The organism is Croceitalea dokdonensis DOKDO 023 (assembly GCF_001306415.1).
GTDB lineage: Bacteria > Bacteroidota > Bacteroidia > Flavobacteriales > Flavobacteriaceae > Croceitalea > Croceitalea dokdonensis.
Genome location: NZ_LDJX01000011.1, coordinates 1 through 24542 on the forward strand (window position 1 = coordinate 1; position 24542 = coordinate 24542).

Here is a 24542-nt window from a genome sequence, read left to right on the forward strand (position 1 = left end):
TTTAACTACCGACGGCACAGCGGTTGCACCCGAAGATTACACCGCGGATTCCGGCATGCTCACCTTCCTTGGAAATGATGGGGAAACGCAGCAGATTACCATTCCAATCATTGACGATGTTCTCCTGGAAAGCACAGAACAATTTAGCATAGTGCTCTCCAACCTTTCCACCACCGTAATCAGTATATTGGACGATACCGGGGAGGTGACCATTATCGACAATGAGTTTGACACCGATGGCGACGGCATCCCTGATGTGACCGATATTGATGATGACAACGATGGCATCTTGGATACCGCAGAGGGCGATAGAACCGTGGATACGGACGGTGACGGATTCCCGGACAGCATTGATATTGACAGTGACAATGATGGCATCCCGGACAACGTGGAAGGACAGCCAACCGACGGATACGTTCCGCCAACCGGAAACGACTCCGATAATGACGGGCTTGATGATGCCTATGAGGGCTCGGGTGACCAAGGGGTGGACCCCGTGGATACCGATGGGGACGGAACGGCCGACTTTAACGACCTGGACTCAGACAATGATACCGTACCCGACAACAACGAAGGGAACGACTTTAACTTTGATGGCATCCCGGATTGGACCTTTACCGGAAGTGATACGGACGGAGACGGACTTGATGACGGGTACGAGGGCAGCGATGTCAACGATGGCTTTGACCCCAATGACGAGATAGACGATCCCGCCAACGACCTGCCCGATACCGATGGTACCGAAGATGTGAACTATAGGGATTTTGACGATGACGGAGACGGCATTGACACCCCTGACGAGGACATGGACGGCGACGGCGATCCCACCAACGATGATACCGATGGCGATGGTACACCGGACTACCTCGACCCTATGGACAATAGGTTTATGGACCCCAATTTTGAGGATATCACCATCATCTGTGGCGAAGATGTTCCGCCAGTGCCAGAATTGGGTGATATTGGTGGGTGCAGCGAACCGCAGGTAGTATTTACAGAAGAGGTGGTAACCTTAAACGGTACGGACGACTTTATGATAGAGCGAACTTGGGAGGTATCTGACACCTGTGGAAACACGGCAACCTTTACCCAGACCATCTTTGTACTGCAGCCAAGACTGGAAGAAATCTTTATTGATGTCTGTATTGCAGATGATCCTATTGACCTTCTAAATTCTTTACCCGCCTCTTTTGACACCAATGGCACCTTTGAGACTGAGGAACTGGATGCTACTTTTCTCAACGGAAGCACCTTTTCTCCAGAGGGTCTGGAGCTTAGGGAATACAGGGTGATGTACGCCTCTACGGAGGGCACTTGTAAATACCTGGCAGATTTCATCATAACCGTGAACAATGACTGCCTGCCATGTGACCCGGCGGACATTGAAGTGTCCAAAACGGTGACCGTTAACGGGGATGGCATTAATGATCTTTTTGAAATCAGGGGATTGGAGAATTGCGATTTTAAATATGATGTCATGATATTTAACCGTTGGGGCGACAAGGTTTTTGAGGCAAATGACTACCAAAATGACTGGGGCGGTGTTGCACCGGACAATAAAATTGGTAGCGCAGGTCTCTTACCGGCAGGGACTTATTACTATATCATCACTGTTAACGATGGTGCAGAGGCTCCGTTGAACGGATATATTTACCTGGGAACGGGGGCAAGATAGCCCCCAACCAGTTTCCCTAGCCGAAAAAAAATGACACCTCGTCGATAGTTAAATAGTAGAACGATAAATTGAGTGGTTAAACGTCTTATTTATAAAAGCCAAAGGAGAGTAAGTTTCTTTGTAGTTGCAAGTTCACCCCAAATGAACATGCGCTATAAAAATCGAAACTTAACCGAAGATGTTATGAAGGTCACCCAGAAGCTTGTGGTGCTTTTTGCCTTACTGAGCACCCTTTTCACAGGAGCACAGCAGCTACCACAATTTACCCAATACATGTTCAATACCATATCCGTAAATCCTGCGTACGCGGGAAGTAGGGAAACCATTAACCTTACCGCCCTACACAGAAACCAGTGGGCCGGTATTGACGGTAACCCCGTGACAAGTACTTTTTCCTTCCATTCACCCTTGCGAAATGAAAAAATAGGTATTGGATTATCCTATATTTCCGATCAACTGGGCGATGAATCCACAGATTATATTTACGCAGATTTTTCTTATACCGTTCCTATTTCATATGAGGCAAAATTATCATTCGGCCTTAAAGGGGGGGCAACCAATTATAGATTGCGAAATCCTGATATCAACGATCCTTTTTTCAACGGTGACTTTAACAATTGGAGTCCAAATTTTGGCGCTGGGGTATATCTAAGTACCAACCGGTGGTATGTTGGTTTTTCATCTCCGAGAATAGTCAATGCAGACGTTAACGAAAATGAGTTTGAAGCTCTTGAACGCATTAGTTACTATGGCATTGCAGGTTTGGTATTGGATCTTTCATTGGACGTTAAATTTCGACCTTCCGTCATAACCAAGATTACCAATGGTGCACCTGCTTCCTATGATGCCACTGCCAGCTTCTTGTTTTATGAGAAATTCTGGCTTGGTGCTTCTTATAGATTTAATGATGCAGACAACTTTGGCGGATTTTTGGATTATCAGGTAACCAAAGATATCCGCATTGGTTATGCCTATGACCTGCCAACAGGGCAGTTTAGACCCTATACCGGTGGCACACATGAGGTTATTCTCATTTTTGAACCAAAGGCCAAAAAGAAAACAGAACTCTACAAGTCGCCTAGATATTTCTAAATATCACTAAAATGGGAAAAATTGGCAGTTTTAAGATTTTTAGCATGTTGGCCATTGTGCTGTATAGCTTTTTGGGCATTGCACAATCTAACATTCAGGCTACAGCGGACAAATTGTTCAACAATTTTGCCTATGCCAAGGCCATACCTGAGTATGAAACACTCATTAAGAACAATTACAATGTGCCACACGCCAGCAAACGATTGGCAGAGTGCTATCTCCTGTTAAGGGACTTTGAAAAATCCATCCCCTATTTTGAACAATTTATCAATGAGGAGGATACGCCAACCAATTATTATTTTAAGTATGCCATGGCTCTTAAAAGCGCCGGACAACGGGAAATGGCGGAAACCTGGCTAAAAAAGTATAAAAAATACCATAGGAACGATCCCCGTTTAAAACAGTTTTTAAAAGACGGAAACCTAGCATCCATAGTATTTAACAGCAGGGAGCGTTATGAATTGGAACCGGTGCCGTTTAACACTGCATTTAGCGAATTTGGTTCCTTTGTGTTTGATGGCAAGCTCTACTTTAGTTCTAGCAGGAAGGACGGTGTGGCCACAAAAACCTATGATTGGAACAATGAGGGGTGGTTAGACATCTTCTACGTACAGGAAAATAACACCTTGGCCAAACCCAAACGTTTTAGGGGTGAGGTGAACTCAAAATTCCACGAGAGCTCCCTTGTCTTTTCCACGGATTATAAGAATGATACCATCCTTTATTTCACTAGAAACAATTACTTTGAAAAAAAAGAAAATTTTTATACGGTAAAAAAGGGAGACACCATTACAAAACTTAGCAACCTTAAGATATTTAAAGGGGAAAAAATAAACGGGGAATGGAAAGTAACGCGCAGCCTACGAATGAATTCTGACCATTACTCCTCTGGACATACCTCCGTTAACTCAGAAAGAACTTTATTCTATTTTGCTTCCGATAGGCCTGGAGGTTATGGTGGTACCGATATTTATTACTGTAAAATCCATGAACGTGGTGGTGTGGGTCTTCCCATTAACGCGGGACCAGTGGTTAACACGGCGGGGAATGAACTTTTTCCATTTGTCAATAACGAGGGCCAGCTATTTTTTTCATCGGACGGGCATTTGGGGTTTGGACAGCTTGATGTTTTTGCGACCGTGGCAGATTCTACCGGGACCATAAAAGAAGTGGTAAACCTAGGAACTCCGCTCAATAGTGAAAAGGATGATTTTGCCTACTTTGCCCTAGAAAACGGCATTGATGGCTATGTAAGTTCCAACAGAAATGGTGGACTAGGAAGTGATGACATTTACAAATTTAGGTTGATTCCCGCCCTAAGGGTAGAGGGGGTTGTCACGGATGGCATCAACCTACAAACGCTGGACAGTGTTAAAATTTCTTTGTTCAACCAAACAACGGGAGCACTAGTGGAAACCACCTACTCTGATAAAAATGGATACTACCAATTGCCCATAGACAGAAAAAACAGCTATCGGATAGAAGCATTCAGAAAAACGCATCCTAGACAAACTGTTTATTTTGATACCTACAGAACTAAGAGAAAAACCAAATCCATCACACAAAATATAGTCTTGGAGCCCGTGATGGATGTAAAGGTCTTAGCAGGTTTAAATAAAATATATTTTGATTTTGACAAGCATAATATAAGGCCTGATGCGGCTATTGAATTGGATAAGGTGGCCAAACTACTACTGGAAACCTATCCGGAAATGATCATAAAATTAGAGTCCCATACGGATCCCCTTGGTTCCCATGAGTATAATGACGAACTGTCTGAACGAAGGGCAAAGTCTACTTATGAATACTTGATTAAAAAAGGAATACCCAAATATCGTATTACCCATTACAAGGGCTTTGGAAAACGAAAACCAGTGAACGGGTGTACCAGCGATGAAGATTGTACCCCAGAGGAATTGGAACTAAATAGAAGAACGGAATTTCCGATGGTACAGCTCTCCAACCTTCGCATCAATCCGGCGGTAAGCAAGTAAACCTCGCAGCTCAGTAAAGGAAAAACCAGTTATTCCTCTTTTATCTGCACCCGGTTGGAAACGATTTCATTGATCGGTACAATGGTTTTGCCCTTTTTGTTCTTTATGGTCATTGAAATGTTATCAATGGCAACGATGGTTCCCTCCAAATCTCCCATAACAATGGAATCACCCACCATAAAAGTCTTTCTGGTATAGAACATTTTTAACACATCTGAGAACACCTCCCTAGAACCTAGACCAAAGCCAAGGGCTATGGCAAAAAGAAAGGCCCCCAATATCATGGTAAAATTACTGGTGATGATTTCCGTATCAATCCCAGCCTGGTTTAAAGCGGTGATGGCAATAAAAAAAGTAATGAGATAAAATACAGTGCCACTAATAATTTTTGATCCTCCAACACCCATGGTATTAAAAAGGTTCAGCAAGGCTTTTTTTACCACCGTGGCCAAATAGATGCCCCCGACCAATATAAACAAAGCACTTAACAAGGTGGGCAAATAGGCCAAAATGGATATGATGCCCTGCGAAATAGCGGACAACCCTATGACCTCAGCAATAACAATGGTAAAAAACAGCACTAGTAAGATTTTAAGGGAGACCAAAATTATCTTTAAGAGGTTTACCTTAACTTCTTTTTCACCAAATAACTTGGCTTCGGTAATTTTTTTTGAGAGCTGGTCAATCTTTGCTGCCTTTAAGATTCGTTTGGCTACGAATAAAATAATTTTCAACAAAATCCAGGCAACAATAAGACCTAGAATACCTATGATCAATTGTGGCAATAGTTCCACCACATTGGTTAACATATCGCTTAAACTATCGGACAGTACTTTTTGATACTTTTTCATTGTAAAATTTATTTTTGTTGGTTTGGTTTTTGGGTGCGTAACATTCCTGATAAGATGGAGCCATAGTTTGCCGTGATCAACACTGCCATATCCAAAATAAGCTTGGCAATGGCAACATCATTCATGACCTTTTGTCTCATATCCGGCGGAACCTCTTTAAGGTTCCGATTTAATTGCTGGAACGGATTGTTATATTCTTCTGTCATCTATTTCTTCTCCTTATAGATTTCCAATAATTTGGCCTTGGCCCTTTTAAGTCTCATTTTCATGGCGCTCTCCCCTACTTCATATAGCTCACAAAGCTCCTTGATGGAAGCCCCATCCTGGTACTTGAGCAATAGCAGTGATTTTTCATCCGGATCCATGATTTTTAAGGCCTTGGCAAGCTTTGTGGCCTTCAGCTCATAAATCTGCTCATCTGGCACCTCTTCGGTCAACCTATACTCGGTAGTATCCATGGAAACCGACTTATCGCTCATTTTACGTTGTTTGTTCCTATTGACGTAGTTCACACAAAAATTATACGTGAAGGAGTACAACCAAGTGGAAAATTTTGATTTGCCCTTGAAAGACGCCAGTTTTACGAACAACATTAAAAACACGTCCTGGGTAAGATCCTCTGCTTCGTCCTGAGACCTTGCAAAACCATAACACTTATTGTACACCATCCTAGAGTACCGATCATAGAGCACCCCAAACAACATGGAGTCATTGTTGGCCACAATTTTTGACACAAGCTCTTCATCTGTAAGTTGATGCAACGAATCGGTAGACCCCAATGACTTTTTTTGTTGGTTAATGAGTATGAGAAACAGTCGTTTTAAAAAAGTCACTTTTTTGGATTCGTTTAGAACTCCCAATATAGGCTAAATCAAATTATCTTTGGTAAAACTTCAAATATGAAAAAAAGTATAGTTGCCTTACTTGTTCTGATGTTCTTCATTTCTTGTAAAACGGATAACAAAAAAGTGACATCCTCCACGGATAATGGGAAATTTGGGAAAGAGCTGAGCACCATTTTAGAAAAAGTGGCGTTGGCACACGGTTTTGATGCCTGGTCTTCGGTAAAGAAAATAGCATTTACCTTTAATGTGGACAGACCGGATTCCCATTTTGAACGCGGTTGGATATGGCATCCGAAAACCAATGATGTTGCCCGGATTTCTGGTACGGACACCTTACGTTACAACCGTAAAAATATGGATAGTATTGCCCTAAAAACCAACGGTGGTTTTATAAACGACCGGTATTGGCTGCTAGCGCCCTTTAACCTTATGTGGGATGCGAACAACTTTACTTTTGAACATTCCGTTTCCGAGGAGGCGCCAATGAGCAAGGAAAGGCTTCAAAAACTAACGATTGTCTACGGCAATGAAGGCGGATATACCCCTGGGGATGCTTATGACTTTTACTTTGGCAAAGATTTCTTGATCAGGGAATGGGTATTTAGAAAAGGGAACCAAGCAGAACCCAACATGATCACCAGCTGGGAAGACTATCAAAATTTTAATGGATTGCAATTGGCAACGATGCATAAGAGAAATGGGGAGGATTTTAAACTTTACTTTACCCAAATTCAGGTAGAATAATTGCCATGATGATGACTTTACCCTAGCTTACATTTAAATGTATAAATTCAACATTCGGTATAAAATAATAGGAATAGTATTTCCAGCGGCCCTGATTACTGTGGCCATGGGCGTTGCCCAGCAATCACGTTTAGGTGTTGTGCTCGCAGAAGGTGACCAAGAGCCGGTGGAATTTGTATCCGTCTACAATGAAAAAGACCACAGCATGACCAATGCAGATGGGCAATTTGCGTTTGTAACCCAATTGGACTCTATTTTCTTTTATGCACCAGGCTACCAAAAACTAAGGACCACTGTAGGGGAACTAAGGGATACGGTTTACCTAAAAAGAAGTATCGTTAACCTGGAAGAAGTGGTGGTGACCAATGCAAAGAGCATATTGGAGCGGATACGGGACTCCCTAACAGAAAATTACCATTTTTTACCACATGTGGAGACCTTTTTTATCAGGGCTTTGCTCAGACGCAATGACACCATAGTTAGATTACAGGATATGCAAGGAAACCTAAAAAGAAAAACCTTGATTTATACGGGTGATTTAAACTTTGAAAAGAAGGACTATGCGGTGGAGCTCCTACAAATGAGACAAGTGGGCATTAATAAAGATGCCAACGACGTTTATTTCATTTTCCCATCTTTCTATAGCATATTTAGCGAATTTGTGAGGATCAATGCCATGGGACCAGATTTTGAAGTCGTGGAAAAACCATTAGCGGATACTAAGGAGATACGGGTAGATTTTGCCTCGGGAAATATGGATGGCCCCAGCAATACCTCTGGACATTATATCATCAATGCTTCGGACAATGCCATTCTTTCCTTTACTGTTACCCACAACATCAAGATTCCAAAAACCGTTCTACAACAGCCTGAGTATCACAGAACGGTACTATTGAAAAGTGCTACGTATTTTAAAAAAGATAGGGTATATGACCGCTATTATATGAATTATGCCAAACAAGTGTCCAAGGTATGTTCCAAAAGAAAAGGGCAAAAGGAACCAACGGAGTTTCAAATAGAAATTATCCTGCATACCACCAATCCCTTTGCCGACTTTGACGTAAAAAGCAACGTAAATGAACAAAAGGACCTATTTAAACTAAAAGCGGTGTATAATAAAGACTTTTGGGAATCACAAAATCAACTATTGCTTACCAAGGAAATGGAAAACTTCATCACCACGCAAGGAACGGGCAACACACAATTTAAGGGAAGAACAAATTTAAAATAAGGACATTATCATTCATTTGGACTGTTTTTTCAAGACCATGGTAATGGCCACAATGAGCAAAGCACAGCAAAAAAGCGCAAAAAAGCTGGTCTTTAAGGAAGAGGTCTCTGCCAAAAACCCTAAAATTGGAGGTGCGCACAAAAACCCGGCGTAGCCCGTACCTGCAATAAAAGCGATACCCTTAGACGAATCCACACCTTTTACATTTCCTCCTATTCTAAAGACTTCAGGTATCATTACGGAAAAACCAAGTCCGCCCAGCGCAAAACCCAATATGGCCAAATAGGTATGTTCCGTAAAGACCAAACTATAGCCCGTTAATACAAAAATGGCGCCTACTGCCAGGATTTTAACTGAGCCAAGGGACTCACTCACCGCATCGCCCAGAAAGCGCCCTATGGTCATCATGAGCTGAAAACCTAAAAATCCTGCTCCCCAAAGTGTTTCCGGTGCCGCGCTTACCTCCTTTAAATACAGACCGCTCCAGTCCACAATAGCCCCTTCACTGCCCATGGCCACAAAAGATATTAACCCCAATAACAATAATGGTTTAAATACCTTAAGTCCAAATTCATTATTTGGCACCAAGGTAGCGGATACCTGTATATACTTTTTATAGAACACAAGGTTGACCACCGCTACCAAAACCACCGCAAGACCCATATGTACTGTGGGATTACCAATGGGCCCAATCAAAAAGCTCCCTACCCCTGCAAGCACCCCTCCCAAACTAAAAAATCCATGGGATGCGGACATTATCTTAACCCCGTCTTTTTTTTCTACCTCGGTAACCAGGGTGTTCATCGCAATATCCGTGAAGCCATTGCAAGCCCCAAAAAGGAATAGGGCAAACATTAAGCCAACATAAGTAGGCGCCAATAACGGTAACATAGCCGCCGCACAACTTAGGAATACTCCGTAAAACGTAGCCCTACCTACTCCCAATTTGTTTATGATTCCTGAAGAAAAAGGAAATACGGTAAATACCCCAAGGGACAAAAAGAAAATGGCAAAACCCAGCTGGGAATTATCAATGGCCAGGCTCTCCTTAACTTTTGGGATATAAATGGCCCAGGTACCAAATAAGATGTTAAGGCTGGCAAACACCCATGAAGGTCCAAAATACTTGCTATTGGTGAGTATTAAGCGTAATGCTGTCATGAATCAAATCACTAAAATTCCCGATGCTATGTTACCTTGGGAGTTTATATGTTCCAAAAACGTTTCTCTTATCCTTACCTTCTCCAAAGGTTGTGCAAGGATTCAGAAAATTTCCGTAGCAGCTGTAGGGTTAAATTGTATGAACATTTTTAGTAGGGTTGGGTTTTCATAATTCTTACGGACCACGTTTTTTGGGGTCTACCTTTTAAGCCCCATTATTTAGCAAGGATTCCTTCTTTTAAAACTTCGCCAAACCAAAACATATCCTCAAAAGAGCAGTAAAACGGTGCAGGAGCCAACCGAATTACATTGGGTTCCCTCCAATCAGTAATTACCCCATTTTTCATTAAATAGTCAAAAATGGCACGACCTTCCCCGTGCAAAAACACAGAAAGTTGACAGCCCCGTTCCTTTGGGGTAATGATCTCAAAACTACTGGCCACCTGTTTGTCCACTTCTGTAAGCACAAACTCCAAATAAGAGGTTAACAACTTTTGTTTTTTAATCAGTTTTTTCATCCCCACCTCCTCAAATAATTGTAAGGAGGCCAAATATGGGGCCACAGAAAGGATTGGGGCGTTGCTTAATTGCCAAGCATCCGCATTCTCCATGGGTTCAAATTCTGGTTTCATTAAAAACCGGGTATCCTTTTTTGTTCCCCACCAACCCTCAAACCTTTGGATATCCTTTCTATCCAAATACTTTTCATTGATATAAACGCCCGATGCATTTCCTGGGCCACTGTTCATGTATTTATAACTGCACCAAGCCGCAAAATCCACGTTCCAATCATGCAAATGAAGCGCTATATTCCCAACGGCATGCGCCAAATCCCAACCAACCATAGCTCCGTTTCGCTTGCCGGCCGCGGTAATTGCCTGCATATCAAAAACCTGACCATTATAGTAATTTACGCCGCCCATAAGAACCAGGGCAAGCTCATCACCTACCTCATCTATGGTCTTGACAACATCTTCCGTGCGCCAATAATGCTCCCCTTCTCGTTTTTTAACTTCAACAATAGCGTCATTTGGGTCCAATCCATGAAACCGCAGTTGACTTTGGAACATATATTGGTCCGAGGGAAAGGCCTTTTCTTCGCAAATAATCTTGTATCTTTTTTCGGTAGGTCTATAAAAACTAACCATCATCAGGTGAAGGTTCACGGTTAGGGTATTCATTACCGTTACTTCTTTGGTCTTTGCACCCACGACCTTTGCCAACGGTGCTGCCAAACGTTCATGGTAATCCCACCAAGGTTTTTTGGCATAAAAATGCCCTTCAACAGCCAACTCTGCCCAGTCCTTCATAACCTCATCAACAAAACCACTAACGTTTTTAGGCTGAAGTCCAAGGGAATTACCGGTAAAATAGATGACCTCTTTTCCATTTACTTTAGGATAATGAAAACGGTTTCTATACTCCCTCAATTCATCTTGGGCATCTAATGATTGGGCAAAAGCCAAGGTATTTTTAAATTGCATAGGGTATGATTTATTGGTGGGTATCAGAAGTTAAGCGCATCTCACAAATATGCTTTTTAAATCCGGACTTGCTATATGCCTTTAGGGCAGGTAGGTTATCCTCATAAACCGTTAACCGTATCTCGTTCAAACCACATAATCTGCACCAACCTATGAGTTTATCTAAGACTAGGCCATTAATTCCCTTTCCCCTGTACTCTGGAACGGTAAACATAAAGCCCAAGTAACCGTAGTACGCGTGATTTAAATAAGACCTGGCCTGTTTTTTCATGGCATAACCAGAACTCACCACTACGTTGTTTAACTCTGCCACAAGGACCTTAACCTGTGCATCATCTATATAAGCCGCAATATCATAATAACTAACGGGATCTGTTGCAATTGTGGAATCAAAGGGTCTTTCTGCCTTAATTAACTCCTGTTCAAACCCTAAAAGTATTTCTAAATCAGCAGGTTGCGCATCCCTGATCACAAGGTTTTCCATTTCTCTAAATTAAGGCATATTTAGCTATTTTTGTGAAAATTGGCGCGTGCATTTTTTATCAGAAGTACTTGAGAATTACATTGAGTCCAACTCGGAAGCGGAGCCCAAGGTTTTACGGCAGCTAAGGCGTGAGACCCACCTAAAAGTAATTCAACCTCGTATGATCAGCGGACATTTTCAAGGAAGGTTTTTAAGCATCCTTTCCAAGATTGTTCGGCCAAAAAACATCCTTGAAATTGGAACCTATACCGGTTATTCCGCCATTTGTTTGGCAGAAGGCTTGTCCCAGGATGGTCGCTTGTATACCATTGAGGTAAATGAAGAGTTGTGCGCCATTCAACAGAAATATTTTATAAAAAGTGGGTTTGAAAATCACATACAACCCTATATTGGCGATGCCTTGGACTTGATTCCAAACATGGATGTTGTTTTTGACCTTATTTTTATTGATGCAGAAAAGAAAAACTATGACGCCTACTTTGAGGCCTGCATAAAAAAAACAAGGCCTGGAAGTGTTATTTTATCGGACAATGTACTGTGGTCCGGCAAAGTAGTGGAGCAAGTGGATTCCACGGACAAAACAACACAGGCACTGTTAAGGTACAATCAAAAATTACAGAGCGACCCTAGGGTAGAAACCGTTTTATTGCCCATAAGGGATGGCTTAACCCTTAGTAGAGTACTTTAATGACTTGGCTAAAAATTGGTTGTACAGTAGATAAAAAAGCAGTGCCGAGCCACAACCGATAAGAGACCCCGCAATGATATCCAAGGGGTAATGTACCCCTACAAAAATTCTACTTAGGCTAAACAGCATAGGCCAAACAAAGAAGACAACCGCCCATTTTATTTTTTTTCTGACAAACAAATACCAAAGTAAGGTAATCGCAAAAGAACTCGCTGCATGGCCAGAGAAGAAACTGTAATCCGTTGGGCTCTTTAATATTCGTATTAAAGCTCCTATTTCACCTTCGTTATTTGGTCTTAACCTGGCCACTGCGTTCTTGGTAAGGTTGGTAAGCGTAATGATAAATAGTACCAATCCCAAGAGACACGCGGTCTGTCTTATAGCTATGTTATTTTTGGTTTTATAAAAAATAAAGAAAAAGAAGGTTATAAAAAGTGGTATCCAAGAATTAATGGTGGTGATGACGATCCAAAAACGATCATATTCCTCTACGCCAAGGGTATTTAAATAAACAAAGGTATCCCGATCCCATTTGAGCAAGGATTCCAACATGATTATTTGGTGCTTCGCTTTATGGCACCGGTGACATCCTCCACATTTTTCTTTACCCCATCAATCTCTTTTTTGATATCCTTGGTAAAATCGGTATCAATTCCCTGTTTATCCGCACTTTTCTGGATTTCCCTCTTGATATCGTCCGTAGCGTCCCTAAGTTGGCGCATGCCCTTTCCCAAGCCTTTGGCAATACCGGGAATTTTATCGGCACCAAAGACCATTACCACAATAAACATGATAAAGAATATTTCTGCGCCACTAATAAATAAAACATGCATAGTACAAAGATAAGATTTGATCAGGATTCAAGAAAGTTAATCTCAGAAGTTTGCCGTACCATGGTGGTTTGGTCTTCAAAGGTTACGACAATCCTAAAATTAGTTGTATTTAAAATGGCATTATCAGAACTTATTTTAAATTCATACGTATTGATAAAGCTAAGATTTTCCTCTAGCAAGCGTGTTGCCTCTAAGGCTTCTTCAACAGTTAGCAAGTTAGCATTAAAATCCCTGAAATCTACCAAGCCAAAGGCCGATGTTACGTCCTGATAGTCCTCCGAACCGGCTATTTGCTGAAACACTTGGATATCTATTATCTTATTGGCAATGTTGGCATAAAAAACGCAACTACAAGCGTAAGCAGATGAAAAACCCAGTCCACTTATGTTTGTGCTGGCTTTGGCAACGGATTCCGTTTGTTGATAAGGCAAGTGCAACCTCAGTAGCAAATCCTGTTTGGCAATCGTATCTACGATAGGGCTTGGTTGCACCGCAGTTTCTATCTGCTCCAAGGCTTGCAACTCCAGATCGTTAAAACTGATTGTTACCACTTCTCCGGTGCAATTACAATCATCCCAACCAGACCATCCATCATCCGCACAGGACAACACTGTGGCAAAAACATAAAAAAGTAAAAAAATGGAGTGTTTCCTTTTCATTTCTTTATTAAAGATACCGTTTTAAACCAAACGAGCCCCAACGTAAAACGCTAGGGCTCCATATTTGGCTAATTTGCTTTTTATTTGCCTTTGACGCCTTCTTTGAATGAATCAAAATCTGATTTCTCTTCTTTTTTAGGCCATGAATTGTTGGTGGTATCAATATCTGCTGTCTCCAACTTGGGATCCACCACAACGCCCACCAACTCTTTCTGGGAAGAAATCACGCGCTTTACCTCAGCGTCATTCTTTCTCCAAATCTCTGGAGGGTAGGTCACGTTTTCCTTTGAGCCGTCTGCATAGGTATACTCCACAATTAAAGGCATTGGGATGCCGCCTGGCTTATCAAAGGTAAGCTCATAAAAATACTTGGGTTCCTTTACCTTGGCACGCTCTTCGGCCGTCATGTTATCCATCATAAACTCTTTTAAATTGGTGCTAGTTTCGGAAGGTGCCTTTCCTTTTAATTCCTCGGAAAAATCCTCACTGCCCTCTTCTGCCAAGTACACTAAAGGAGGTAAATCTGCCTCAGTAAGGTTCCTAGCCGCCATATACTCCTTCATTTGCTGGGTGGGCTTGCTGGTTACATAGTATTTCTTCACCTCTTTAACGCCGATATCCACATAATCCGTCGTGTAGAACCAACCCCTCCAAAACCAATCCAAATCTACCGCAGAGGCATCTTCCATGGTCCTAAAAAAATCTTCAGGAGTAGGGTGCTTAAATTTCCAACGTTGCGCATATGTTTTGAAGGCATGGTCAAAAAGTTCTTTGCCCATAACCGTTTCACGAAGAATGTTTAGTGCTGTTGCAGGTTTTCCATAGGCGTTAGGACCTAATTGATACACGTTTTCTGGATTTGACATGATGGGCGACAAATAGTTTTGGTCACCAGCCATATAAGGAACTATTTTGGAAGGTTCCCCGCGCCTGGACGGATACTTGTCATTGGGTGCGATGACATCTGGAAATGCTTCGCCAAATTCCTGCTCCGTAATATATTGCATAAATGTATCCAAACCTTCGTCCATCCAGCCCCACTGGCGCTCATCAGAATTTACGATCATGGGGAAAAAATTATGGCCCACTTCATGGATAATCACACTGATCATTCCATATTTTGTTCTATCCGAGTAGGTTCCGTCTTCATTGGGCCTACCATAGTTCCAACAAATCATGGGATACTCCATTCCTTGGTTTTTGGCGTGTACGGAAATGGCTTTATGATAGGGATAATCAAACGTAAATTTAGAGTAAGTCTTTAAGGTCTGCACCACGGCTTTGGTAGACTGCTCTTCCCAAAGTGGGTTACCTTCCTTGGGATACATAGAAACGGCCATAACATCCCTTCCGCCTACCTTAACGGCCTGCATGTCCCAAATAAACTTTCTGGAGGTCGCAAAACCAAAATCACGCACCATTCTTCCAGGCTCTGTTTTAAATTGCCAGGTCTGGGTATTCTCTGCAAAGCTTTTTTCCCTAGCCTCTGCCTCTTCTTGGGTGACTATCAATACCGGTTTGTCATAAGACTTTTTGGCCTGGTTGTAACGCTTCATCATTTCCTTGGTGAACACGTCCTTTCTATTTTGCAAAACTCCCGTGGCGTCTACAACATGGTCTGCGGGAACGGTAATATTTACTTCATAATTGCCAAAAGGCAGCGCAAACTCACCGCTACCCCAAAATTGATGGTTTTGCCATCCTTCCACATCCGAGTAAACTGCCATTCTGGGAAAGAATTGCGCTATCACATACGCACGGTTACCATCTTTTGGAAAAAATTCATACCCCGATCTTGCCCTATTGACCGTATGGTCCGGAATGTTGTACCACCACTTAATGGAGAAGGATGTTGATGTCCCACTTTTTAAGGCTTGCGGTATGTTAATGCGCATCATCGTTTGGTTGATCGTGTACGAAAGTGGCTTTCCGGATGCATCCTTTACCCACTCTATATTAAAACCGCCATCAAAAGGTTCTGTGACATAGGTTTGCGCAAAATTACCGGCCGTGTAGGCAAAATTGACTCCATTTCCATTCCTGAGTGGGGATTTGGAATCCTTTGCCCGAACGTTTTGATCCAATTGAACCCAAAGGAATTCCAAATCGTCGGGTGAATTGTTGGTGTAAGTGATTGTTTCCTCCCCGTAAAGACGTGCATTTTTGTCGTCCAAGGTAATGTCCATTTTATAATCTGCCTGTTGTTGGTAGTACGCTGGCCCAGGGGCCCCAGAAGCAGACCTGTAAGAGTTTGGCGTAGAAAACTCTTCATACAATTGCTTAAACTTACTTTGGTTTACATGCCCTGGTGCACGCTCCTTTTCAGCTTCTGCCTCTTGTGCGGATAGCATACCTGCAAGAACAAACAACATAGCTGAAAAACAATACTTTAATTTCTTCATTTCGTATTCTATTTTTACAATCGGAAAATACTGCTTTTGAACAAATTCTTAAATGTCATTCATAAGTTTAACATTCCTTTATTATTCTCTTTGATCAACACAAAACTTTTCTTTGTGCCGCTGACTTTAATGTGAACCAAATTTTTTTGTTCCTCAAACAAATCGGTCAAAATCTCATTTTGGACTTCAATGGAATCCAAAGTGTCCTTATCCACGCTTTCAATTTCCAAATAACAGATGACGACATCAGTATCATATTTCTTACCCAAAAAGGTGTATTTCTGGTAATCCCCATTAATTTTTACGGTAAATTTTGACCTGAAATATTTTTCTATATAGTCATTGGCCAATGCCAATTCTTGGTCCGTGGCAAGCTTAGCCTTTATTCCATAACGCTCCAATAACAAAGACTCCATATCATCAATAAAAATCCTTGTGGTGATTTGGAAAGAACTACTTTTTTCCGCATAGTTTATGTTGGTCACACTTACATAGAACTTGTGGGGCACAAAGGAGACCAAGAACTTGGTCAATACAAGCAGCAATAGTATTTTTTTCATCAATCTAATTTTAAAAAAGAGTATCGGGCTTATTCCTTTTTTCGCTCATCCAAAAGCCCATTGTTTTTTCTATAGTATTTACTTTTCAACACCAAGAAATCCCAGATTTTAAGATGGTCTTGGGTATCCACCATTGCCTGAAACTCCGGATCTACTTCGCAATAGTACATAAAATCCGCAATCTTAGATCTTGGTATTTTTAAATCGGCCTCAATGATAGAATCAACATAGAACTTTTGCACCCTTTGGGTACGTGCATAGGTGCTTTCTATCTTTACCCTATTCTTTAACATTTTGGTTCTCCCGGTAATGGCGTTTAATATGGGGTTTAGTGGAACCAGTCCAATTCCAGAAGTGGCTTCAAATAATTTTCTTTGGCTTTGGGTAATTATTTTAACCTCCGCGTTTGGCAACCCCAAACCCTCCGCACTCACATCCTTTCCTAGCGGAATACGACCTATATCCTTCCCTAATTGACCGGTAAGTCCGTAAGGATTTACGGTAACCTCACGAAGTTGGTTCACAAAAGGTTCTAGGACCACACTTACTAATGAGGTGTTCATGAGTGCTGCGGAAATGGGCAACCTTTTTTTCTTGAACTGCAGGGCAGAGAAGACCAAGGTATCATTCAAACGTACGGCAATCTCAAATTTCCCATCCAAATCCGTAATGGTTGCACGGTCCAGATTTATGTTCTGCACCACCACTCCAGTAATATCGCCATCAACTGCAGTGATTTTACCCTTAAGTGTTTTAATACCTAATACTTGGGCAACACCCGTAAAGCAAAAAAGAAGAAACAATAGTAAAAGGTTACTCTTCATCCAATGTTGCACGATATGCCTTACTTTGGGTCACCAGGAAATCAATCAGTTGAAATTCGTTTTCCTTTTTAAGCAAGTCTTTGGATTCTACATGCTCATCGCAATAAAAAAGGAATGCATTGATGCTTTCCTGAGGTAATTTTAGGTCTACCACAAAAAATTCATCATCATAGACCTGTCTTAAGACCTCACTCATTTTCAAGGGTGGACGTTCTTCTTCCCCTTGATTTTGGGCCTTGAATATGGCCTTAAAAATATTAACAAAATTTATTCCGTCACGCATTCCACGAACTGTCTGGGTTTCCGCAATATTTTCCACCCCACTGGTTCTGTCAATCTCGTACTCCACGCGTTTAAACTCTTCATTCTGGAGGGCAATAAATTTCTCTTGGTTCTCTGGGCTTACCACCACCTCGTCCAAGGCCGTTACCTTTTCTGTTACCTCTACCACCAATCTTTTGTTCGCCAAAATCTCTTCGGTAACCTTTATAATTTCCAATTGATAGTTCACCGCCGTAAAGACCAATTGGTCCCCTACCTTGGCACGTATGTTAAACTGACCGTCCTCATTGGTGATGGTGGCCATTTCTGAGGTGGAATTGATTACGTTTTCATTGACTACATTATTTCCCCTATACAGCACTTGGCCGCGTAACTGTACCCGGCCGTCATCTTGTGCCGATGTAAAAAAAGTAGTGAGAAAGAAGAGAGTGAATAAAAGATGGTTTTTCATTTTAACAACTTGGTTTCATAAAGAAAAATATACCTATTCTTTAAAAAAAAAATGTGGCGGTAAACTTTTGTTAATATTAGCAAGGTACTGCTTCAATACTGCAACACCAAAGCCACAATTTACGGGTAAAACAGTTACCATCTGTTCCCCACACGGTTCAAATATCACCATATAGCGCGGATAAATGGTCTATTATGCTCGTTTTATGGTAACTAGCCTGTAATTTAACGGGTAAAATTCGCTCATTACCAGCAGAATTTTACTTTTGTTAGGCAGTAGCACTCTGTTTTTAAGTTGCGCCCCATGAAGCATATATTTTATTTTTTGGCCCTTAGCGTTTTCACCAATGTAGTATTGAACGCCCAAGTTAAAATTGGGGAAAACCCCCAGACCATTTCGCCAGGCTCATTGTTAGAATTGGAAAGTACGGAGCGTTCCTTGGTCATTACCAGGGTAACCGCTGAACAAATGCAGGCACTACCAGCTTTACAAGGTGCAATGGTGTTTAATACTGATGAAGGTTGTGTATTTCATTTTGATGGGTCCAGTTGGCAGAATCTTTGTGCAAACACTACGAATATTGATTTCACCATTGATGAGAATAGCTTAGTCTTGGTTGATAGTGACGGAACCGAGTTTAGGGTTGATTTGGGCGAGGCAATTAGCCAGACCTTTTCCAATTTGCCCATCGAAAATTTTAGGGAAACCATTATCATCACCCAAGAGGGTTCCAATTATAATTTTGAGGTAGGCGAAATCACCGGTGAAAATATTGCGGACAACACCTTACAAGGCGTAGACTTGGCTTCTGCCTCCATCACACAGGATAAGCTTGCCCCTTTGTCCGTTGGGCAAATTAACTTGCAGGAGAACGCAGTTTCGGATTTTCAGATAGACTATACGGAAGTGACGCTTTCTGATTTTATCAATGACGCTGGCTTTATAACGGCCAATCAAGTACTAAGTCCAGAACCAAATAACGCACTGATTGACAATAATGGGGTTTTTTATGATGAAGGCCCGCTACAAAACCTGATATCACAAAACACCCAAGAAATCACCGACCACATTTCTGCCGATGGGGATTTGGATGCCACCAACGAAATCCAAGATGCCACGGAGGTGGCTATTACCGCAATTACAGGAAACGCGGGCACCAACGTGCAAAGCGCATTGGAAGATATCCAGGCAGACCTTGACAACCTTAATGCGGGTGGGGGAAATACAGATGCCCAAAATTTAAGTACCAACAACAACCCAGGTAATATTACCATTGATAACGGCAATACCATAACGCTAAACGTGGAAGATGGCGATGCCAATGACCAAAACGAGATTCAAGATGCCGCAGAAGTGGATATTGCCCCAATTACAGGTATCACCGGAAGTAACGTACAATTGGCCTTGGAGGAACTACAAACCGATGTAGATGGCTTGGTTGCTGGTGGAGGGGCTGATGGTAACGATTTTATTACCGGAGGGACTTTAAATGGGGAACTTTTAGAGCTAACAGGTCCAGGAGCCGCAGGGGCAGTGGTTGATCTTTCCGATTTTGCACTGGATACAGATTTAACAAGCTTCCTGACTACGGAATTGGATGCAGACCCCACCAATGAGCTACAGCTTATCACTTCCGCGGACAATTCTGTTACCATAAACCAAGTAGGGAATAATTTTGACCTCTCTGTTACTACCATTGCAGACGGTAACGACTTTATTACCGGAGGAACCTTAGCAGGTGAATCTTTAGAACTTTCTGGAACTGGGTTAGCCTCTGCCTCCATTGACCTTTCCAATTTTGCCTTGGATACGGATATTTTTAGCTTGCCAGACGATTCAGCCGCTGTGAACGGAGATGTTCTGATTACTGACGGAACCGGAAATTATTCTTGGGCAACCGTTGCAGGTGGAGGAACGGATACCAACAATTTTATCACCACGGGTAATTTGAATGGCGATATTTTGGAATTGACCGGTAATGGCGGAGGTGCCGGTGCAACCGTAGACCTCTCCGATCTTGCCTTGGATACCGAGATGGCAATTGCAATTGCGGCCTCCGCCGCCCTTGACCTTGATATTGACCCCAACAATGAGATTGAACTTCCAGACGATGCAACGGCAACGGCAGGCCAGATACTCGCGACCAACGCGGACGGAACCTACTCCTGGGTAGATGACCAAACCAGTACCGCCACTATAGTCAGCGCTGATGCCGACCAAATTCTTACAACGGGAACGGATACAGGCGCACTGCTCACCAACGCAAATATTGATGCAACTTTCGCAACGGATGCGGAACTGGCCACCGCAGTTGCGGCCTCCGCCGCCCTTGACCTTGATATTGACCCCAACAACGAAATAGAGCTTCCAGACGATGCAACGGCAACGGCAGGCCAGATACTCGCGACCAACGCGGACGGAACCTACTCCTGGGTAGATGACCAAACCAGCACCGCCACTATAGTCAGCGCTGATGCCGACCAAATTCTTACAACGGGAACGGATACAGGCGCACTGCTCACCAATGCAAATATTGATGCAACTTTCGCAACGGATGCGGAACTGGCCACCGCAGTTGCGGCCTCCGCCGCCCTTGACCTTGATATTGACCCCAACAACGAAATAGAGCTTCCAGACGATGCAACGGCAACGGCAGGCCAGATACTCGCGACCAACGCGGACGGAACCTACTCCTGGGTAGATGACCAAACCAGCACCGCCACTATCGTCAGCGCTGATGCCGACCAAATTCTTACCACGGGAACGGATACAGGCGCACTGCTCACCAATGCAAATATTGATGCAACTTTCGCAACGGATACGGAACTGGCAACCGCAGTTGCAGCTCAAGCAAATACTAACTTTGCTACAGACAACTTAATTCTTAACGGAGCTAGAACCCATGACCTGAGCGGAAATAATTTAGTATTTAATGGATCAGGAAATGTTGGAATCGGAAACCTGCCTGGTACTCCGCAGGACAAGTTAGATGTTGCTGGTCAAGTACGGGCCAGAAATGGTTTTGCGGCTACTGGCGGCACGGTAGGTCAACCTTCTTATGGCTTTTATACAGATGATGATGCGGACACTGGAATGTTTCGAGTAGCGGCAGATGAAATTGGTTTTTCGGTAGGTGGAGATCTTGCACTTAAAATTACAGAAGATTCGGATGACACCAATGTAATTGTTACTGGTGCATTTTCAACCCCAATAAGAACCGAGTCTGGAGGTGGTACCATTACAATTGGCATTAGTGACCATACTGTAATTATCACCAATGCTGCAAATGTGAATATTCCTGCACCATCAAACATTCCAACAAGTTTTAATGCGGGGCAAATTTACGTGTTAAAAAATATGACCGTCAATACGTTGACTTTATCGGTTCAATACATTCCAAGCCAAGCACCTTTTAATCCAACGGTTAGTATTCCGGCAGGAACAACGCTTCAATTACAGAGCGATGGTACCACTTGGCATCAAATCAATTAATGAAACATATTAAGTACATACTATTCTATTTCACCAGTTCCCTGACCTTGGCCCAAACCGCCTTGCATAATGCTGGCAAGCTTGGGCTACATAACAATGTACAAATTGGATTCCATACAGACTGGATCAATAATGCCAATTTTGAGGGCAATGTAGGGCTCATCGGGTTTTATGGCGATAACACCTTAACCCTTAGCGGTACTGTGGTTCCTGTGGTTTTTGATGCCGAACTTTTTGTCCCCAACCAGTTGGTTTTGGAAAATGCGCTAAACGTTACCAACAACTTTAATTTCATATCAGGTGATGTAAGATCAAACCTGAACAATGAAACCGTGTATCTAAATTTTGAACCCAATGCCTTTTTTAATGGCGAAAATGACATGGCCAAAGTAACCGGTTTCGCGGCTACCACGGATGCCTCTTTTTTCACCTTCCCCGTTGGGGATGAGGAGCAGCTCAGACCTCTGATTCTAGATTCTGAGGGAAGCAACCAACGGGCCATATGCGCTTATTTATTTGAAAACCCTGAAAGCCCCCTGTCACTAAATTTGCGTTACAGCCTTGATAACAAAGTCAACAACATTGGTGAAATATCGGATAGGGAATTTTGGATACTAGAGGCAGATAGACCATCAAAGGTCACCATCAGCTGGAACCTGCGGAGCGAATTGGATATCTTAGCGAACAACCTAGAGGATATTATATTGGTAGGCTGGTCCAAAAGCAACCAACAGTGGGTGGTTATTGGTAATTCTAACTTGACTGGAACATTGGACTCCGGTTTTTTGATATCAGATACGTTTGTTCCCAGTGATTTTGAAGTCATTACCTTTGGTACCACCCCATTACCCACGGATACGTTTGCGGTAAACAACCCTAGTCTGGGAAATTATTACCTCACCCCAAATAATGATGGTACCAACGATGCCCTGGTATTTGATGAACTGGAGGACGCGGGAAACAACCAGGTTTGGATTTTCAACAAATTTGGCCAAAAGGTTTTTGAAATGATGAACTATACCAACCAGTTTAATGGCGTATCCAACATCAACAATTTGGTCATTGGCAGAGAACTTGGTTTGCCAGAGGGGGTCTATTATTATATCATTGAACTACCTGAAGCGGGTTTAAGCTATCAAGGATTTCTTTACCTAGACAGGAAGTAACCTCCTAACTTTGTATTTTTATACGAATATCAAATGGAAATACGTTTGATATGCGTAGGTCTCAGAAAAATAACACCATGCAAAGAAGAACCTTTATTAAACAAGCCGGATTGGGCAGTGTTGCACTTACGACAGCACCAGTGGCCACCTTTTCCAACAACGATACGGAATATTCCATTGTAGAATTAATGGGGAAATCCTCCATTCAACTATATGGGGAAGGCATCAATCTCCGGAAAGAGGCACATGATGCCTTTGTTGCCATGAAAAAGGCTGCTTACAGTGCAGGTTTTGATATCAAGATGATTTCCAGTTATCGTGATTTTTACCGCCAAGAAAGTATCTGGGAACGCAAGTACATCTCCTATACGGAAGAAGATGGCATGAAACCGATTGACGCCATCAGCAAAATTGTGGAATACTCTACCATTCCCGGCACAAGCCGCCACCACTGGGGTACGGACATAGACATCATAGACGGCTACCCAAAGGTTAGCGGGGATGTTTTGGTGCCCAGTAAGTTCGCGGAAGATGGCCCATTTGGTCCATTTAAAAAGTGGTTGGATGACAACTCGGAAAAATTTGGGTTTTACTTGGTATACACGGACAACTATTTTAGAAAAGGTTTTAAATATGAACCTTGGCACTTTAGTTACGCCCCACTTTCCAAACCCATGTTAAAGCAATTTAGGAGCAAGAATATCTTTAAAATGATAAAAAATGAGTCTTTTGAAGGTTCCGACCATTTTACCACGGGCTTTTTAAAAAATTATATCCACAATAACATTTTAGATATCAATCCAGATTTGCTCTAAGGTAGTTTTTTGTATATTCCTCATGTAATTTAGATATGGCCATGAGAAGTAGAGGTAGTTGGAAAATACGGATTTTCATAGGGCTTGCGATTGTCGCTTTTGCCTATTTTCAAAAATGTAGTAACACGGAACAAAACCCCTACACGGGAAGGGAGCAGCATATCAACATGAGTGCAGACCAAGAAATTGCCATTGGACTGCAAAGTGCGCCTGAAATGGCCCAGCAGCATGGTGGCCTCTACCCAGATGAACGCTTACAGGCTTTTGTGGACGCCGTGGGCAATAAATTGGTCAATAACAGCATCGCTAGGGAAACTCCTTATAAATATGATTTTCATTTATTGGCAGATGATAGGACCATTAATGCCTTTGCCTTGCCAGGAGGCCAGTGTTTTATCACCTACGCGCTATTTTCCAAATTAAATGAATCGCAACTGGCAGGCGTGCTGGGACATGAAATAGGCCATGTTATCGGTAGACATTCTGCGGAACGTATCGCAGATAGCAACTTCTGGCAAACCTTGACCATGGGTGCCTCTGTTGGCGGGGATATGGGTGGTCTTGTGCAAGGTATTGGCCAGAATAAATTATTGACCAACGGCAGGGATGATGAGTTGGAAAGTGATGAACTCGGGGTATTATTCATGATACAATCTGGTTACGACCCCTATCAAATGATTGAGGTGATGAAAATTTTAAAAGCCGCTGCAGGACCCAACCGTGTACCAGAATTTCAAAGCACGCATCCCGATCCAGAGAACCGTATAGAAAAAATCAAAGAGGCCATTGTAAAGTTTCAAGGTCGGTAA

General features: G+C 42.5%; 23 protein-coding genes. 10 read left to right on the plus strand and 13 right to left on the minus strand.

Translation table 11 applies throughout. The features are described from left to right. The 3 genes from I595_RS16270 to I595_RS16280 all read left to right on the plus strand — a co-directional run. Positions 1-1675, plus strand: a 1675-nt coding sequence (locus tag I595_RS16270) for a T9SS type B sorting domain-containing protein (RefSeq protein WP_157449793.1), incomplete at its 5' end; no start/stop codon positions are given. A 183-nt stretch (positions 1676-1858) separates the two neighbouring features. Next, positions 1859-2767 carry a PorP/SprF family type IX secretion system membrane protein gene (locus tag I595_RS16275; protein WP_054560577.1) on the plus strand — a complete coding sequence of 303 codons (909 nt, stop codon included), beginning with the start codon at positions 1859-1861 and terminating at the stop codon, positions 2765-2767. A gap of 11 nt (positions 2768-2778) precedes the next feature. Beyond that, positions 2779-4761, plus strand: coding sequence for an OmpA family protein (locus I595_RS16280; RefSeq protein WP_054560516.1), 1983 nt, complete (start codon positions 2779-2781; stop codon positions 4759-4761). 29 nt (positions 4762-4790) lie between these two features. Here the strand turns inward: I595_RS16280 and I595_RS16285 are convergent, their stop codons facing one another. From I595_RS16285 to I595_RS16295, 3 genes are read right to left on the minus strand one after another with little or no spacing between them, the layout of a single operon-like run. Continuing rightward, a complete protein-coding gene (locus tag I595_RS16285) occupies positions 4791-5612 on the minus strand; it encodes a mechanosensitive ion channel family protein (RefSeq protein ID WP_054560517.1) in 822 nt (273 codons plus the stop codon). Between the two features lie 8 nt (positions 5613-5620). After that, entirely contained in the window at positions 5621-5818 is a 198-nt protein-coding gene (locus tag I595_RS16290) for a hypothetical protein (protein ID WP_054560518.1), read from the minus strand. Further along, the gene (locus I595_RS16295) at positions 5819-6445 is read right to left on the minus strand and encodes an RNA polymerase sigma factor (protein WP_172675971.1); all 627 of its coding nucleotides are present in this window, start codon (positions 6443-6445) and stop codon (positions 5819-5821) included. A gap of 66 nt (positions 6446-6511) precedes the next feature. Here I595_RS16295 and I595_RS16300 point away from each other — a divergent pair, with 66 nt between their 5' ends. Both I595_RS16300 and I595_RS16305 read left to right on the plus strand, forming a co-directional pair. After that, positions 6512-7201 carry a hypothetical protein gene (locus I595_RS16300; protein ID WP_054560519.1) on the plus strand — a complete coding sequence of 230 codons (690 nt, stop codon included), beginning with the start codon at positions 6512-6514 and terminating at the stop codon, positions 7199-7201. 37 nt (positions 7202-7238) lie between these two features. Next, positions 7239-8432 (plus strand): peptidase associated/transthyretin-like domain-containing protein, encoded by a 1194-nt coding sequence (locus I595_RS16305; RefSeq protein ID WP_054560520.1) that lies wholly within the window; start codon positions 7239-7241, stop codon positions 8430-8432. 12 nt (positions 8433-8444) lie between these two features. On the opposite strand, the gene I595_RS16310 is transcribed toward I595_RS16305, so the two are convergent. From I595_RS16310 to I595_RS16320, 3 genes are all read right to left on the minus strand, one after another. Then, entirely contained in the window at positions 8445-9593 is a 1149-nt protein-coding gene (locus tag I595_RS16310; RefSeq protein ID WP_054560521.1) for an MFS transporter, read from the minus strand. Between the two features lie 215 nt (positions 9594-9808). Then, positions 9809-11077: a kynureninase gene (gene kynU, locus I595_RS16315; protein WP_054560522.1), complete on the minus strand. Its 1269-nt coding sequence runs from the start codon at positions 11075-11077 to the stop codon at positions 9809-9811. Between the two features lie 10 nt (positions 11078-11087). After that, positions 11088-11561, minus strand: coding sequence for a GNAT family N-acetyltransferase (locus tag I595_RS16320; protein WP_054560523.1), 474 nt, complete (start codon positions 11559-11561; stop codon positions 11088-11090). Positions 11562-11607: 46 nt separating this feature from the next. Between I595_RS16320 and I595_RS16325 the strand changes: the two genes are divergently transcribed. Then, the gene (locus I595_RS16325) at positions 11608-12249 is read left to right on the plus strand and encodes an O-methyltransferase (RefSeq protein WP_054560524.1); all 642 of its coding nucleotides are present in this window, start codon (positions 11608-11610) and stop codon (positions 12247-12249) included. Here the strand turns inward: I595_RS16325 and I595_RS16330 are convergent. The 7 genes from I595_RS16330 to I595_RS16360 form a co-directional block, all read right to left on the minus strand. Next, entirely contained in the window at positions 12226-12801 is a 576-nt protein-coding gene (locus I595_RS16330) for a phosphatase PAP2 family protein (RefSeq protein ID WP_054560525.1), read from the minus strand. The two genes, I595_RS16325 and I595_RS16330, sit on opposite strands and share 24 nt — an antisense overlap. Positions 12802-12803: 2 nt before the next feature. Then, positions 12804-13082, minus strand: coding sequence for a Sec-independent protein translocase subunit TatA/TatB (locus tag I595_RS16335; protein ID WP_054560526.1), 279 nt, complete (start codon positions 13080-13082; stop codon positions 12804-12806). 20 nt (positions 13083-13102) lie between these two features. Then, positions 13103-13741, minus strand: coding sequence for a hypothetical protein (locus I595_RS16340; protein WP_054560527.1), 639 nt, complete (start codon positions 13739-13741; stop codon positions 13103-13105). A gap of 80 nt (positions 13742-13821) precedes the next feature. Beyond that, the gene (locus I595_RS16345; protein ID WP_054560528.1) at positions 13822-16143 is read right to left on the minus strand and encodes a M1 family metallopeptidase; all 2322 of its coding nucleotides are present in this window, start codon (positions 16141-16143) and stop codon (positions 13822-13824) included. A gap of 59 nt (positions 16144-16202) precedes the next feature. Beyond that, positions 16203-16703, minus strand: coding sequence for a DUF6702 family protein (locus tag I595_RS16350; RefSeq protein ID WP_054560529.1), 501 nt, complete (start codon positions 16701-16703; stop codon positions 16203-16205). Positions 16704-16732: 29 nt separating this feature from the next. Next, entirely contained in the window at positions 16733-17527 is a 795-nt protein-coding gene (locus I595_RS16355; protein ID WP_054560530.1) for a hypothetical protein, read from the minus strand. Then, a complete protein-coding gene (locus tag I595_RS16360) occupies positions 17517-18260 on the minus strand; it encodes a hypothetical protein (protein ID WP_054560531.1) in 744 nt (247 codons plus the stop codon). Before I595_RS16360 ends, I595_RS16355 begins: the two co-directional genes overlap by 11 nt. A gap of 303 nt (positions 18261-18563) precedes the next feature. Here I595_RS16360 and I595_RS16365 point away from each other — a divergent pair, with 303 nt between their 5' ends. The 4 genes from I595_RS16365 (at position 18564) to I595_RS16380 (ending at position 24542) form a co-directional block, all read left to right on the plus strand. Next, entirely contained in the window at positions 18564-21752 is a 3189-nt protein-coding gene (locus tag I595_RS16365) for a beta strand repeat-containing protein (RefSeq protein ID WP_054560532.1), read from the plus strand. Continuing rightward, positions 21752-22918 (plus strand): gliding motility-associated C-terminal domain-containing protein, encoded by a 1167-nt coding sequence (locus I595_RS16370; RefSeq protein WP_054560533.1) that lies wholly within the window; start codon positions 21752-21754, stop codon positions 22916-22918. Before I595_RS16365 ends, I595_RS16370 begins: the two co-directional genes overlap by 1 nt. A 77-nt stretch (positions 22919-22995) precedes the next feature. Continuing rightward, positions 22996-23733: a M15 family metallopeptidase gene (locus I595_RS16375; RefSeq protein ID WP_054560579.1), complete on the plus strand. Its 738-nt coding sequence runs from the start codon at positions 22996-22998 to the stop codon at positions 23731-23733. 41 nt (positions 23734-23774) lie between these two features. Then, on the plus strand, positions 23775-24542 hold the full coding sequence (locus I595_RS16380) for a M48 family metalloprotease (RefSeq protein WP_054560580.1): 768 nt from the start codon (positions 23775-23777) through the stop codon (positions 24540-24542).

Bases quoted from the DNA above. Each gene is read 5' to 3' on its own strand.
- I595_RS16360 (WP_054560531.1), bottom strand. From the start codon at position 18,260: ATGAAAAACCATCTTTTATTCACTCTCTTCTTTCTCACTACTTTTTTT.
- I595_RS16300 (WP_054560519.1), top strand. From the start codon at position 6,512: ATGAAAAAAAGTATAGTTGCCTTACTTGTTCTGATGTTCTTCATTTCT.
- I595_RS16275 (WP_054560577.1), top strand. From the start codon at position 1,859: ATGAAGGTCACCCAGAAGCTTGTGGTGCTTTTTGCCTTACTGAGCACC.
- I595_RS16375 (WP_054560579.1), top strand. From the start codon at position 22,996: ATGCAAAGAAGAACCTTTATTAAACAAGCCGGATTGGGCAGTGTTGCA.
- I595_RS16370 (WP_054560533.1), top strand. From the start codon at position 21,752: ATGAAACATATTAAGTACATACTATTCTATTTCACCAGTTCCCTGACC.
- I595_RS16335 (WP_054560526.1), bottom strand. From the start codon at position 13,082: ATGCATGTTTTATTTATTAGTGGCGCAGAAATATTCTTTATCATGTTT.
- I595_RS16290 (WP_054560518.1), bottom strand. From the start codon at position 5,818: ATGACAGAAGAATATAACAATCCGTTCCAGCAATTAAATCGGAACCTT.
- I595_RS16365 (WP_054560532.1), top strand. From the start codon at position 18,564: ATGAAGCATATATTTTATTTTTTGGCCCTTAGCGTTTTCACCAATGTA.
- I595_RS16320 (WP_054560523.1), bottom strand. From the start codon at position 11,561: ATGGAAAACCTTGTGATCAGGGATGCGCAACCTGCTGATTTAGAAATA.
- I595_RS16345 (WP_054560528.1), bottom strand. From the start codon at position 16,143: ATGAAGAAATTAAAGTATTGTTTTTCAGCTATGTTGTTTGTTCTTGCA.
- I595_RS16285 (WP_054560517.1), bottom strand. From the start codon at position 5,612: ATGAAAAAGTATCAAAAAGTACTGTCCGATAGTTTAAGCGATATGTTA.
- I595_RS16305 (WP_054560520.1), top strand. From the start codon at position 7,239: ATGTATAAATTCAACATTCGGTATAAAATAATAGGAATAGTATTTCCA.
- I595_RS16310 (WP_054560521.1), bottom strand. From the start codon at position 9,593: ATGACAGCATTACGCTTAATACTCACCAATAGCAAGTATTTTGGACCT.
- I595_RS16355 (WP_054560530.1), bottom strand. From the start codon at position 17,527: ATGAAGAGTAACCTTTTACTATTGTTTCTTCTTTTTTGCTTTACGGGT.
- I595_RS16280 (WP_054560516.1), top strand. From the start codon at position 2,779: ATGGGAAAAATTGGCAGTTTTAAGATTTTTAGCATGTTGGCCATTGTG.
- I595_RS16350 (WP_054560529.1), bottom strand. From the start codon at position 16,703: ATGAAAAAAATACTATTGCTGCTTGTATTGACCAAGTTCTTGGTCTCC.
- I595_RS16330 (WP_054560525.1), bottom strand. From the start codon at position 12,801: ATGTTGGAATCCTTGCTCAAATGGGATCGGGATACCTTTGTTTATTTA.
- I595_RS16380 (WP_054560580.1), top strand. From the start codon at position 23,775: ATGAGAAGTAGAGGTAGTTGGAAAATACGGATTTTCATAGGGCTTGCG.
- I595_RS16340 (WP_054560527.1), bottom strand. From the start codon at position 13,741: ATGAAAAGGAAACACTCCATTTTTTTACTTTTTTATGTTTTTGCCACA.
- kynU (WP_054560522.1), bottom strand. From the start codon at position 11,077: ATGCAATTTAAAAATACCTTGGCTTTTGCCCAATCATTAGATGCCCAA.